This is a genomic window from Streptomyces sp. NBC_01288 (assembly GCF_035982055.1).
Taxonomy (GTDB): domain Bacteria; phylum Actinomycetota; class Actinomycetes; order Streptomycetales; family Streptomycetaceae; genus Streptomyces.
In genome coordinates this window covers 5,203,742-5,216,407 of sequence record NZ_CP108427.1, presented here as the reverse complement: position 1 = coordinate 5,216,407, position 12,666 = coordinate 5,203,742, and the positions used below count along the sequence as shown (strand labels likewise).

General features: G+C 67.5%; 11 protein-coding genes and 1 pseudogene. 7 read left to right on the top strand and 5 right to left on the bottom strand.

The window, feature by feature from the left end; translation table 11 throughout:
• The first annotated feature begins 75 nt into the window (after window positions 1-75).
• On the top strand, window positions 76-993 hold the full coding sequence (locus OG194_RS23365; RefSeq protein WP_327402776.1) for a rhomboid family intramembrane serine protease: 918 nt from the start codon (window positions 76-78) through the stop codon (window positions 991-993).
• A gap of 294 nt (window positions 994-1,287) precedes the next feature.
• Here the strand turns inward: OG194_RS23365 and crgA are convergent, their stop codons facing one another.
• On the bottom strand, window positions 1,288-1,542 hold the full coding sequence (gene crgA / locus OG194_RS23360) for a cell division protein CrgA (protein WP_033285718.1): 255 nt from the start codon (window positions 1,540-1,542) through the stop codon (window positions 1,288-1,290).
• A gap of 142 nt (window positions 1,543-1,684) precedes the next feature.
• On the opposite strand from crgA, the gene OG194_RS23355 reads away from it, so the two are divergent.
• The 6 genes and pseudogenes from OG194_RS23355 to OG194_RS23330 all read left to right on the top strand — a co-directional run bounded on the left by OG194_RS23355 (window position 1,685) and on the right by OG194_RS23330 (window position 5,905).
• Window positions 1,685-2,464, top strand: a complete 780-nt coding sequence (locus OG194_RS23355) for a DUF881 domain-containing protein (RefSeq protein WP_327402775.1) — start codon at window positions 1,685-1,687, stop codon at window positions 2,462-2,464.
• A gap of 21 nt (window positions 2,465-2,485) precedes the next feature.
• The gene (locus tag OG194_RS23350; protein WP_327402774.1) at window positions 2,486-3,184 is read left to right on the top strand and encodes a class E sortase; all 699 of its coding nucleotides are present in this window, start codon (window positions 2,486-2,488) and stop codon (window positions 3,182-3,184) included.
• 4 nt (window positions 3,185-3,188) lie between these two features.
• Window positions 3,189-3,399: pseudogene (locus tag OG194_RS23345) on the top strand (hypothetical protein).
• Window positions 3,396-4,034, top strand: a complete 639-nt coding sequence (locus tag OG194_RS23340) for an aminodeoxychorismate/anthranilate synthase component II (protein WP_327402773.1) — start codon at window positions 3,396-3,398, stop codon at window positions 4,032-4,034. Before OG194_RS23345 ends, OG194_RS23340 begins: the two are co-directional and overlap by 4 nt.
• Window positions 4,031-5,143: a class E sortase gene (locus tag OG194_RS23335; RefSeq protein ID WP_327402772.1), complete on the top strand. Its 1,113-nt coding sequence runs from the start codon at window positions 4,031-4,033 to the stop codon at window positions 5,141-5,143. Before OG194_RS23340 ends, OG194_RS23335 begins: the two co-directional genes overlap by 4 nt.
• 6 nt (window positions 5,144-5,149) lie before the next feature.
• Window positions 5,150-5,905 (top strand): class E sortase, encoded by a 756-nt coding sequence (locus OG194_RS23330; protein WP_327402771.1) that lies wholly within the window; start codon window positions 5,150-5,152, stop codon window positions 5,903-5,905.
• A 90-nt stretch (window positions 5,906-5,995) separates the two neighbouring features.
• Here OG194_RS23330 and pknB read toward each other — a convergent pair whose 3' ends face one another.
• The 4 genes from pknB to OG194_RS23310 all read right to left on the bottom strand — a co-directional run bounded on the left by pknB (window position 5,996) and on the right by OG194_RS23310 (window position 12,617).
• Window positions 5,996-7,978 carry a Stk1 family PASTA domain-containing Ser/Thr kinase gene (gene pknB, locus OG194_RS23325; RefSeq protein ID WP_327402770.1) on the bottom strand — a complete coding sequence of 661 codons (1,983 nt, stop codon included), beginning with the start codon at window positions 7,976-7,978 and terminating at the stop codon, window positions 5,996-5,998.
• A 170-nt stretch (window positions 7,979-8,148) separates the two neighbouring features.
• Entirely contained in the window at window positions 8,149-9,627 is a 1,479-nt protein-coding gene (locus OG194_RS23320; RefSeq protein ID WP_327402769.1) for a peptidoglycan D,D-transpeptidase FtsI family protein, read from the bottom strand.
• Window positions 9,624-11,048, bottom strand: coding sequence for an FtsW/RodA/SpoVE family cell cycle protein (locus OG194_RS23315; protein ID WP_327402768.1), 1,425 nt, complete (start codon window positions 11,046-11,048; stop codon window positions 9,624-9,626). The genes OG194_RS23320 and OG194_RS23315 overlap by 4 nt, the downstream gene beginning before the upstream one ends.
• A gap of 30 nt (window positions 11,049-11,078) precedes the next feature.
• Complete coding sequence (locus OG194_RS23310) at window positions 11,079-12,617, bottom strand: Stp1/IreP family PP2C-type Ser/Thr phosphatase (protein ID WP_327407179.1); 1,539 nt, start codon at window positions 12,615-12,617, stop codon at window positions 11,079-11,081.
• Window positions 12,618-12,666: the final 49 nt, after the last annotated feature.

Here is a 12,666-nt window from a genome sequence, read left to right as displayed (position 1 = left end):
CGGGAACCAAACGCCCCGCTCGTCCGTAAGGATGGGCGGGGCGGTGCATTGCGTACGAAGGATTGAGGGGACCCCATGGACCAGGCGCCAGGCAGCCCGCAGGGCCCGGAGGAACAGCGGCCCCAGGATGCCCAGAGTCTGCCGGTCTGCTACCGGCACCCGGACCGCGAGACCGGCGTCCGCTGCACCCGCTGCGAGCGCCCGATCTGCCCGGAGTGCATGGTGAGCGCCTCCGTCGGTTTCCAGTGTTCCGAGTGCGTCCGCGGCGGTTCCGGCACGGGGCACGCTCCGACCGCGGCCCAGCCGCGCACGATCGCCGGTGGCACGGTGGCGTCGGATCCCCGGCTTGTCACCAAGATCCTTGTCGGCCTGTGCGTCGCCGTCTATCTGGTCCAACTGTCCTCGGTGGGGGACCGGTTCACCGACCATTTCGAGCTGATCGGCAAGGTCTCGGACACCGGTCTGCCGCCGTACGACGGCGTCTCCGCAGGGCAGTGGTACCGGCTGTTGACCGCGATGTTCCTGCACGCCAACCTGCTTCACATCATTTTCAACATGCTCAGCCTGTGGTGGCTCGGCGGTCCCCTGGAGGCTGCTCTCGGCCGCGCCCGCTATCTCGCGTTGTACTTCGTCTCGGGCCTCGCGGGGAGCGCGCTCAGCTATCTCCTCGCCGCTCCGAACGCGTCCTCGGTCGGTGCCTCCGGCGCCATCTTCGGTCTCTTCGGCGCAACCGCGATTCTGATGCGCCGCCTCAACTACGACCTCCGGCCGCTCATCGCCATCCTGGTGATCAACCTGATCTTCACCTTCAACCCGGCGATGAACATCGCCTGGCAGGCCCACGTCGGCGGCCTGGTCGCCGGTGTGATCACCGGGTACGCGATGGTGCACGCCCCGCGTGAGCGGCGGGCCCTGATCCAGTACGGCACCTGTGCGGTCGTACTGGTCGTCGTCGTGGTGTTGACGCTGATCAGGACGGCTCAGCTCAGCTGATATCAAACCGTTGTCCACAGTGCGTGGCGGATCTTGTGCATACCGTGGAGAACAGCTGTGCCCCCTGTCGCTGACCCGTGTTTATGCAGGTCAGGCAGGGGGCGAACAGGCTTGCGGTTGCCAGTGTGTCAGTCACACCAGCGTCAACACCCAGTGGGTTATCCACAGATCGTCGTTCTTTTTCCCCAGGCCTGCTGTGGATACTTCTCTGGCCTGTGGATAACTCAGCGGAAAGTCGTGGGCAGAGCTGCGTTCACCGAGTGGTGGCCGCAGCTTCGACCGCTGCTTGTGCCGCTACTTCCACTGCGTGGAGACGCCGAACCCGGCGGCGATGAAGCCGAAGCCCACCACGATGTTCCAGTTGTCCAGGCTGTCGATGGGCATGGAGCCGTCGGTGACGTAGAAGACGACGATCCACGCCAGCCCGATGACGAACATGGCCAGCATGACCGGAGCGACCCAGGCACGGCTGTTCAACTTGATGGCGGTCGCCGCTTTCGCCGGCGGCGGCGTGTAGTCGGCCTTCTTGCGGATACGTGACTTCGGCACGAGGGTCTCTCCTGTCGATGCGCTGCGTGGCCGCGCAGGGAACTGGGGCGGGCTCCGGGGCAGCGTACAAGGGGACACTGAGTGCTCCCCCGGGCGTCCGTTAGCGTAGTGCTTCCGCGGCGCCGAAGGAGATAAGGGTACGTTGAGCAATTCTGCCGACTCCCCCGGGACGGGTACCAGTCCCGCCCGTATCCGCCGTTTCCGTCCCGTGCGGATTCTGACGGTGGCCGTCTTCGCCCTCGCGGGGCTCATCTTCTTCACCAGTTTCGACACGGCCAAGGGCACCAACATCCGCACGGACGCCTCCTTGCTGAAGCTGTCCGACCTGATCCAGACCCGCAGCCAGAAGAACGGCCGGCTGAACGACGCGAACGGGGTCCTGCGCGACGAGGTCGACGCCCTCCGTAAGGAGGACGACGGCAGTACCGGCGCCGACGACAAGAAGCTCACGGCACTGGAGCGGACCGCGGGCGCGCAGCGGCTCAAGGGCAAGGCCGTCACCGTCACCCTGAACGACGCCCCGCCCAACGCCACCGCCAAGCTCCCCGGCTACCCCGAGCCGCAGCCCGACTACCTGGTCATCCACCAGCAGGACCTCCAGGCCGTGGTGAACGCCCTCTGGCAGGGCGGCGCCAAGGGCATCAAGGTCATGGACCAGCGGCTGATCGCGACCAGCGCCGTGCGCTGCGTGGGCAACACCCTGATCCTCCAGGGCCGGGTCTACTCACCGCCGTACAAGATCACGGCGGTCGGGGACCCGGGGAAGCTCCAGGCGGCGCTGACGGCGTCCAAGGCGATCCAGAACTACAAGGTGTACGTCGACGTCTACGGGCTCGGTTGGAAAGTGACCGACGACGGGACCGTGACTCTTCCCGGGTACTCGGGCACAGTGGATCTGCACTACGCGAAGCCAGTGGAGTAAGCGGCCGTACGGGAGCTGCCGGTGCGCGTGATCGTCAGGAGCGTCAGCGAACTCTGCATCACCGTAGGCACCCTGATCGTCCTCTTCGTGGTCTACGTCCTGTTCTGGACCGGCGTGAAGGCCGACCGCACGATGAGCGACCAGATCCACCAGTTGCACAACCAGTGGTCGCAGCAGACCGCGCACCCCAAGGCATCCCCCGCGCCGGCGCCCGCCGCCTCGCCCGCTCCGGCGAGACCGGCCGCGTACAAGGACGGCAAGCCCTTCGCGATCATGTACATCCCGCGGCTTGGTTTCACGTGGAACAAGCCCGTCCTTGAGGACACCGACGTGAGCACCCTCAAGAAGGGGCTCGGGCACTACGCCGGCACCGCGCGGCTGGGGCAGGTCGGCAACTTCGCGGTGGCGGGGCACAGACGGACGTACGGCAACCCCTTCGTGAACTTTCCGGAGCTGCGCGTGGGTGACGCGGTGGTGCTGACGGACGGGACCACCTGGTTCACGTATCGGATCGACAAAGGGCCTTACAAAACAGTGCCCACCGACATTGAGGTGATCGATCCTGTGCCACGTAAGTCCGGGTACACGGCCTCGGGCCGCTATCTCACGCTGACCACGTGCGATCCGGAGTGGGGGCACAGCCACCGGCTGATCGTCTGGGCCCATCTCGACTCCACACAGCCTGTGGAGGCCGGGAGACCAGCCGCGCTGCGCCGTTAGTCTGGTGACGTACGGCGTGAGTCTGGTGCCGTGGTGCGACGGGAAGGGACGGCATGTACGGCTGGATCTGGCGGCATCTGCCGGGCAACGTGTGGGTCAGGGCGCTCATCTCGCTCGTCCTTGCCCTGGCCGTGGTCTACATCCTGTTCCAGTACGTCTTCCCGTGGGCCGAACCGCTGCTGCCCTTCAACGATGTGACGGTGGACAACCAGTGAGTGCACGGATTCTCGTCGTCGACAACTACGACAGCTTCGTCTTCAACCTGGTCCAGTACCTGTACCAGCTGGGCGCCGAGTGCGAGGTGCTGCGCAACGACGAGGTGTCGACCGCGCACGCCCAGGACGGCTTCGACGGCGTCCTCCTCTCGCCCGGCCCCGGCACCCCCGAGGAGGCCGGCGTCTGCATCGAGATGGTCCGGCACTGCGCCTCGACCGGGGTACCCGTCTTCGGCGTCTGCCTCGGCATGCAGTCGATGCAGGTGGCCTACGGCGGTGTCGTGGACCGCGCCCCCGAACTGCTGCACGGCAAGACCTCGCTCGTCGAGCACGAGGGCAAGGGCGTCTTCGCCGGACTGCCCTCGCCCTTCACGGCGACCCGCTACCACTCGCTGGCGGCCGAGCCGGGGACGGTCCCGGCCGAGCTGGACGTCACCGCCAGAACGCACGACGGCATCATCATGGGCCTGCGCCACCGCGAACTGCCCGTCGAGGGCGTCCAGTTCCACCCGGAGTCGGTGCTCACCGAGCACGGCCACCGGATGCTGGCCAACTGGCTGGTGGAGTGCGGCGACGAGGGTGCCGTGGCGAGGTCGGTGGGGCTCGCCCCGGTGGTGGGCAGGGCCACGGCGTGACCGCGCTGCGCCCCGAGCGCGAGTCCGAGGCCGCGTACGGGGAGCAGCCGTACGCGGAGCCGTCGTACGGGGAACAGGGCGGGTTCGACCAGTGGCACGGCACGCAGGCTCAGGGCGCGTCCGGGGTGCCGTACGGTCCGATCGACGAAGAGACCGTCGCGCTGCGGATAGCGGATCTCTCGCCGGAGCGGACGGGCCACGGCCGGTCCATATCGGCGTCTGACGCCTCATCCGCCTCCTCCGCCACAGGAACCCCCACGGGCGGGCGTGCGGCCCGCAGAAAGGCCGCCAAGGGGCGTCACGGGCGTCATGGGGCCGGCGGGGCGGCGGAGGAGACCACCGAGGCCTCTGCGACACCGGAGTCGGCATCGGCTTCGTCCGGTGGCGGCGCACGTCTCTCGCGGGTCGAGGCGCGGCGGCGGCAGCGGGCGAACAAGCCGGGGGCCGCGGTCGTCGCGAGCCGGGCCATCGGCGAGGTGTTCATCACCACCGGCGTGCTGATGCTGCTGTTCGTCACCTACCAGCTGTGGTGGACGAACGTACGGGCGCACGCGCAGGCCGGCAGCGAGGCGAGCCAGCTCCAGAACGACTGGGCGAGCGGGAAGCGCGCCCCCGGAGAGTTCTCGCCGGGGCAGGGCTTCGCCATCCTGCACATCCCCAAGCTGGACGTGGTGGCGCCGATCGCCGAGGGCGTCAGCAACAAGAAGGTGCTCGACAAGGGGATGGTCGGGCACTACAGCGAGGGCACCCTCAAGACCGCGATGCCGGACGCGAAGACCGGCAACTTCGCGCTCGCCGCGCACCGCAACACCCATGGCGAACCGTTCCGGTACATCAACCAGCTCAAGCCGGGCGACGAGGTCGTGGTGGAGACCCAGGACACCTACTACGTCTACAAGATGACGAAGACGCTGCCCGTGACGGCGCCGAGCAACACCAGTGTCATCGACCCCATCCCCAAGGGCTCGGGCTTCACCAAGCCCGGCCGCTACATCACGCTGACGACCTGTACGCCGGAGTTCACCAGCAAGTACCGGCTGATCGTCTGGGGCAAGATGGTCGAGGTACGGCCGCGCAGCAAGGGCAAGCCGGATGCGCTCATCGAGTAAGGGCAGATGAACGTGGCAGCGACCACCGACGACACCGAAGAGCAGACCGACACGCCCGCCTCCCCGCCGGACCGCCCCCGCGGTACCGGCCCGGTCGCGACGGCGGTCAGCCTCTTCGGTGAACTCCTCATCACGGCGGGCCTGATCCTCGGCCTGTTCGTCGTCTACTCCCTGTGGTGGACGAACGTCGTCGCCGACCGCACGGCCGACAAACAGGGCGACAAGGTCCGGAACAACTGGTCCAAGGACAAGGACACCGGTCCCGGCGCGCTCGACACCAAGGACGGCATCGGCTTCCTGCACGTGCCCGCCATGAAGAACGGCGAGGTGCTGGTCGAGAAGGGCACCGAGACGAGCGTCCTGAACGACGGCGTCGCCGGCTACTACACGGACCCCGTCAAGGCCGCCCTCCCGACCACCGGCAAGAACGGCAACTTCACCCTCGCCGCCCACCGCGACGGCCACGGCGCCAAGTTCCACAACATCGACAAGCTCAGGAAGGGCGACCCGATCGTCTTCGAGACGAAGGACGACTGGTACGTCTACAAGGTCTACGACATCCTTCCCGAGACCTCGAAGTACAACGTCAAGACGCTCGCCCAGGTCCCCACGGAGTCCGGCAAGAAGAAGGCCGGGCACTACATCACCCTGACGACCTGCACGCCGGTGTACACGTCCCGGTACCGGTACGTGGTGTGGGGCGAGCTGGTCCGCGTCGACAAGGTGGACAGCGCGCGGACACCGCCGAAGGAGCTCCGCTGACGGCGGGGTCGTAGCGCACCGGACGGACGAAAGAGCCCCGGCACCCTGTGGAGGGTGCCGGGGCTCCGTCATGTCGTAACGGTGTGCCGCCTATCCGGAGTTGCCCCCGAAGAAGCCGCCGCCACCGTTGTTGTTGCCGTTGCCGGTGCCCACGGTGGTGAGGGTGATCTGCGTGTTGCCGGGGTCGTCCACCTGGTTGCCCGAGCCCGGGTCCTGCTGGGTCACGATCGCGTTGTCGCCCTGATCGCTGTTGTCGGCGAACTGGATGTTGGTGAAGCCGTTCTGCTGCAAAATCTGCTTGGCGTTCGCCACCGTCTGGCCGACGACGTTCGGGACCTGGGTCTGGGAGACCTTGCCGATCTGGATGTTGACCGACGAGTTCTTGTCGACCTGCGTCCCGGCCGTGGGCGAGGTCGCGACGACCTTGCCGTTCAGGTTCGTGTCGGTGGTCGCCACCTCGGTGCAGTTGCCGACGAGGTTGTTCTGCTGCATCTGCGCCTTGGCGTCGTCACAGCTCTTGCCGCTGACGTCGGGGACCGTGGACTTCGCCTCGGCCTTGGCGACGGTCAGGGTGACGGTGGTGCCCTTCTCGACCTGCGCACCGAGGACGGGGTCCTGCTCCAGGACCGTGCCGGGGTCCTCGCCGGACACCTTCTCCTTCTTCTCCACCTTGAACTGGTACTTGTCGCCGGTGAGCGTCTCGGAGGCGTCGTCGAAGCTCTGGCCGACGACACTCGGTACGACGACCTTCGGGGCGCCGGTCGAGACGACCAGGTTGACCGTGGAGTCCTTCTTGACCGAGGTGTTGGGATCCGGGTTCTGCGTGCAGATCTTGCCCTTGGGCTGGTCCGCGCAGGTCTTCGACGTGAACGACAGCTTCAGGCCGATGTTGTCCGCCATGGTGTTGGCGGAGTCCTTGGTCTGCCCGATGAAGGTCGGCGTATCTACGTTGTCGTTGGCCGAGCCGTTACCGCTGAACGCCCACTTCCCGATCAGGATCGCGCCCACCAGCACCAGGACCGCCGCCACGACCAGCAGGATCGTCGAGGTGTTCGACTTCTTCTGCTGGCGGCGGCGGTCCGGACGGTCGTCGTAGCCGAAGCCGCCGTCGTCCGGGTTCATGGGGGGCAGCATCGTCGTGGCGCCGGCGTCGGAACGCAGGGCCGTCGTCGCCTGGTCGTCGCCGTAGGCGCCGTAGCCGACCGAACCCATCGCCGCCGTCGCCGCGACCGGCTGGCCGTCGAGGCAGGCCTCGATGTCCATGCGCATCTCGTCGGCGGACTGGTAGCGGTAGTTGGGGTCCTTGGTGAGCGCCTTCAGGACGATCGCGTCCATCTCCGGCGTGATCTCCGCGTCGAAGACGCTCGGCGGCTGCGGCTCCTCGCGCACGTGCTGGTACGCCACCGCGACGGGGGAGTCGCCCACGAAGGGCGGCCGTACCGTCAGCAGCTCGTAGAGGAGGCAGCCCGTCGAGTAGAGGTCCGAGCGGGCGTCGACCTGCTCGCCCTTCGCCTGCTCCGGGGAGAGGTACTGGGCGGTGCCGATCACCGCGGACGTCTGCGTCATCGTCATGCCGGAGTCGCCCATCGCGCGGGCGATGCCGAAGTCCATCACCTTGACCTGGCCGGTGCGCGTCAGCATGACGTTGGCCGGCTTGATGTCGCGGTGGACGATGCCGTTGCGGTGCGAGTACTCCAGGGCCTGGAGGATGCCGATGGTCATCTCCATGGCACGCTCCGGCAGCAGCTTGCGGCCGCTGTGGAGCAGCTCACGGAGCGTCGAACCGTCGACGTACTCCATGACGATGTACGGGATCGAGACCCCGTCGACGTAGTCCTCGCCCGTGTCGTAGACCGCGACGATCGCGGGATGGTTGAGCGAGGCGGCCGACTGGGCCTCCCGGCGGAACCGGGCCTGGAAGGAAGGGTCGCGCGCAAGGTCGACGCGCAGCGTCTTCACCGCCACCGTGCGGCCGAGGCGTGTGTCATGGGCGAGGTAGACCTCCGCCATGCCACCACGGCCGAGCACCTGGCCCAGCTCGTACCGGCCGCCGAGGCGACGCGGCTCTTCCATAGTTCCCTACCAGCCCTCTCCGTCGGTCCCGACCCGCACGGATGTGCGGTCGGAGGCTAGCCGTCCGGGCCTACCGTACCCGGCTGGCTCTGTGTGACCTGGCCAAGCCCGTCACCCGATACAGGACCGGTATCGCAACGTGCACCGATGTGAAGGGGACGTGAGCGGAGTCACTTCTTGCTGTCGATGACCGCCTCCATGACACTCTTCGCGATCGGGGCCGCGAGACCGCCGCCGGAGATGTCGTCACGGTTGGCCTTGTCGTCCTCGATGACCACCGCCACGGCCACCGGCGAACTGCCGTCGGCGTTCTTGGCGTAGGAGAGGAACCAGGCGTACGGGTTCTCGCTGTTGGCGACACCGTGCTGGGCGGTGCCGGTCTTGCCGCCGACGGTGACGCCGGAGATCTTCGCGCTGGTGCCGGTGCCCTTCTCGACGACCGTCTCCATCATCGACTGGAGGATCTGCGCGTTCTTCGAGGAGAGCGGCTGGCTCATCTCCTCCGGCTCGGTCTGCGCGATGGTGTCGAGGTTCGACGACTGGAGCTTGTCGACCATGTACGGCTTCATCAGCTTGCCGTCGTTGGCGACCGCGGAGGCGATCATGGCCATCTGGAGCGGGGTCGCGGCGGTGTTGTACTGGCCGATCGAGGAGAGCGCGGTCTGCGACTGGTTCATGTTGTCGGAGAAGACCGAGGCGTTGGAGCGGATCGGCGTGAACTGCTCGGAGTCGAAGCCGTACTTCTTGGCCTCGGCGAGCATCTTGGCGTTGCCGAGGTCGGCACCGATCTTGCCGAAGACGCTGTTGCAGGAGACGCGGAGGGCCTCGCGCAGGGTGGCGTTCTTGCAGGGCAGGTTGCCCTCGTTCTTCAGCGGGGTCGTGGTGCCCGGCATGATCCACGGCAGCGGCGAGTTCGTGGCCGTGTCGGCGGAGTCGTACAGGCCGTTCTGCAGTGCGGCGGACGCGGTGACGATCTTGAAGGTGGAGCCGGGCGGGTAGGTCTCGCGCAGGGCGCGGTTGAGCATGGGGTCGTCGGGGTCGTACTTCTTCTGGAGCTTCTGCCAGGCCTTGGTGTCCGTGGAGGTGGAGTTCCCGGCGAACGTCGAGGGGTCGTACGACGGGTAGGAGGCCAGCGCGAGGATCTTGCCGGTGGAGGGGTCGAGGGCGACGACGGCGCCCTTGCCGCCCTGCTTCTTGAGGCCGTCGTAGGCGGCCTTCTGGGCGGAGGAGTTGAGGGTGGTGACGACGTTGCCGCCGGACTTCTGCTTGCCGGTGACCATGTCGAGGGTGTTGCGGAAGAAGAGCCGGTCGTCGTTGCCGGTGAGGATGCCGTCCTCCAGGGACTCCAGCTGGTTCGCGCCGAAGGCCTGCGAGGCGAAGCCCGTGACCGGGGCCCACATGGGGCCGTCGGTGTAGGTGCGCTTGTACTTGAAGTCGCTGCTGGAGGTTTCCTTGGACCCGGTCACCGACTGGCCGTCGACGATGATGTTCCCGCGGGGCTGGGCGTAGCGCTCGATGGAGACACGACGGTTGAGCGCGTTCGTCTTCAGGGAATCCGCTTTGACGTACTGGAGCCAGTTGTCCCGGATGAGCAGGGAGAGGACGAGGAGTCCGCAGAAGAGCGCGATCCGGCGCAGGGGCTTGTTCATGGACGGACCACCTGGGTCATCTCGGCGTCGGGGTTGGATGCGGGCGCGGGGGCCGGGCGGCGGGCGGTGTCGCTGATGCGGATCAGGATGCCGATCAAGGCCCAGTTGGCGATGACGGACGAGCCGCCGTAGGCGACGAACGGCATGGTCATGCCGCTCAGCGGGATCAGGCCCATCACGCCGCCGGCGACGACGAACACCTGGATGGCGAAGGCGCTGGAGAGGCCGATCGCGAGGAGCTTGCCGAACGGGTCGCGGGCGGCGAGCGCGGTGCGCACACCCCGCTCGACGATCAGGCCGTACAGCAGCAGGATCGCCATCACGCCGGCCAGGCCGAGTTCCTCGCCGAAGGTGGCGAAGATGAAGTCGGAGTTCGCCGCGAAGCCGATGAGGTCCGAATTGCCCTGGCCGAGGCCGGTACCGAGGGTGCCGCCCGAGCCGAACGACATCAGGGACTGGGCGATCTGGTCGCTCTGCGCCATGACCTTCGGGGAGAAGGGGTTCAGCCAGGCGTTGACGCGCTCCTGGACGTGCGGTTCGAAGGAGGCGACGCCGACCGCACCGGCACCGGACATCAGCAGACCGAAGACGATCCAGCTGGTGCGCTCGGTGGCGACGTACAGGACGACGACGAACATCCCGAAGAACAGCATCGAGGTTCCGAGGTCGGTCTCGAAGATCAGGATGAGCAGGCTCATCGCCCACACCATGAGGATGGGGCCGAGGTCACGGCCGCGAGGCAGGTACAGCCCCATGAAACGACGGCTGGCCAGTGCGAGCGCGTCTCTCTTCACCATGAGATAGCCGGAGAAGAAGATCGCGATGATGATCTTCGCGAACTCGCCGGGCTGGATGGTGAACCCGCCGATGCTGATCCAGATCTTGGCGCCGTTGACGGCGGGGAAGAACACCGGCGCGACGAGCAGGACCAGCGAGACGACCATGGAGATGTACGTATAGCGCTGGAGGATGCGGTGGTCCTTCAGGAACACGATGATCACCGCGAAGAACGCGATGCCGAGCGCCGAGTACAGCAGCTGCTTCGGCGCGTCCGGGCTGAACGCGCCGAACAGGCTCTTGGCCCGCTGCTGGAGTCTCGGTGACTGGTCCAGCCGCCAGATGATGACCAGTCCGAGGCCGTTCAGCAGCGTGGCGAGCGGCAGCAGCAGCGGGTCCGCGTACCGGGCGAACTTCCGGACCACGAGATGGCCGACGCCGGCGAGCAGGCCGAGCCCGAGGCCGTAGCCCAGCAGACCGGACGGCACCGTGCCGTCGATGGCCAGGCCCACGTTGGCGTAGGCGAAGACCGGGATGACGACCGCGAACACCAGGAGCGCCAGCTCGGTGTTGCGCCGGCTCGGTGCGCCGATGGAGCCGATCGTGGACGTGTGGTGCGACGGCGTGTTGGTAGAACTGCTCATCGTGTGACGGGGCCTCTCACGGCTTGCCTATTACTTGCTGCACTGCGAGACGACCTGCTGCTCTTCCTCCGAAAGGCTGGGACCGGGGCTGGGAGTCGCAGACGGGGTCGGGGACGGGGACACCGAGGTCGAGTTCGAAGGAGTCGGCTTCGGCGTGGCCTTGGACGTGAGCGAGGTGCTGGTGGTTCCCGTGGTGCCACTGGGCTTGGTGGCGGCGCTCTCGCGCTCGGACTCCTTCTTGCACGCGGAGGCCTGCACGGAGAGGTCGGCGATCTTCTTCTGGGCGTCCTGGAGACCGCCCTCGGCGATCGTCGCCTCGACCTGCTTCTGCTGGTAGGGCGGCAGGTACTTGAGTTCGATGTCGGGGTGGTCCTTCTCCACCTTCGACAGCGAGACCCAGGCGAGGTCCTGGCTGATGCCCCGGTACAGGGCCACGTGTTCGCCGTTGGCGCCGACGAAGTACTGCGTCTGCGTCCAGCGCCAGCCGCCGTAGAGGCCGCCGCCGATGACCGCGAGCGCGAGCACGGTGTAGAAGGATCTCTTGAACCACCTGCGGCCCCTGGAGGGCTTCACGAAGTCGTCGTCGGTGTAGTCCCCGAAGCTGCCCTCGGGGGCGTAGCCGGTGGTGTCGCCGGAGCCGGGCGGGCCGAACTCGCCGCCCCCGCCGTTCTGTCCGGGCACCTGGCGGCCGAGCCCGGAGGCGCGGCCGGCCGGGGTCTGCATGATGCCGTTGTCGTGCTGGTGGAGCTGGTTCTCGGCGACCGCGCCGACGATGACCGGGGTGTCCGAGAGCTGCGCGGCGAGGGTGTCGCCGGTGTCGAGGTCCAGGACGTCGGCGATGATCACCGTGATGTTGTCGGGGCCGCCGCCGCGCAGGGCGAGCTGGATCAGCTCCTGCACGGTCTCCTGGGGGCCCTGGTAGCTGGCGAGGGTGTCCTCCATCGTCTGGTGGGAGACGACTCCTGACAGCCCGTCGGAACAGATCAAGTACCGGTCGCCGGCGCGGACTTCACGGATCGACAGGTCCGGCTCGACGTGGTCGCCACTGCCGAGCGCGCGCATGAGGAGCGCGCGCTGCGGGTGCGTGGTGGCCTCTTCCTCGGTGATCCGGCCCTCGTCGACCAGCCGCTGCACCCAGGTGTGGTCCTGGGTGATCTGGGTCAGCACGCCGTCGCGCAACAGGTAGGCGCGGGAGTCGCCGACGTGGACGAGGCCGAGGCGCTGCCCGGTCCACAGCAGGGCGGTGAGCGTGGTGCCCATGCCCTCCAGCTGGGGATCCTCCTCGACCATCATCCGCAACTGGTCGTTGGCCCGCTGCACGGCGGTGCCGAGCGAGGTGAGGATGTCGGAGCCCGGCACGTCGTCGTCGAGCGAGACGATGGTCGAGATCACCTCGGAGGAGGCGACCTCGCCGGCGGCCTGACCGCCCATCCCGTCGGCGATCGCGAGGAGACGTGGACCGGCGTAGCCGGAGTCCTCGTTGCCCTCGCGGATCATGCCTTTGTGCGATCCGGCGGCGAAGCGCAGTGACAGACTCATGCGCACCTCGCCCGTCGGCTCCGGGTACATCCGCACGGTGCCCACCCTCCGGTCGGGAGCGCGCCGGGGTCCGCCAGGC

What these genes read in the sequence shown, in the direction of transcription:
- OG194_RS23330 (WP_327402771.1), top strand. Translation starts at nt 5,150, where the DNA reads ATGAACGTGGCAGCGACCACCGACGACACCGAAGAGCAGACCGACACG.
- OG194_RS23315 (WP_327402768.1), bottom strand. Translation starts at nt 11,048, where the DNA reads ATGAGCAGTTCTACCAACACGCCGTCGCACCACACGTCCACGATCGGC.
- pknB (WP_327402770.1), bottom strand. Translation starts at nt 7,978, where the DNA reads ATGGAAGAGCCGCGTCGCCTCGGCGGCCGGTACGAGCTGGGCCAGGTG.
- OG194_RS23365 (WP_327402776.1), top strand. Translation starts at nt 76, where the DNA reads ATGGACCAGGCGCCAGGCAGCCCGCAGGGCCCGGAGGAACAGCGGCCC.
- OG194_RS23310 (WP_327407179.1), bottom strand. Translation starts at nt 12,617, where the DNA reads ATGTACCCGGAGCCGACGGGCGAGGTGCGCATGAGTCTGTCACTGCGC.
- OG194_RS23320 (WP_327402769.1), bottom strand. Translation starts at nt 9,627, where the DNA reads ATGAACAAGCCCCTGCGCCGGATCGCGCTCTTCTGCGGACTCCTCGTC.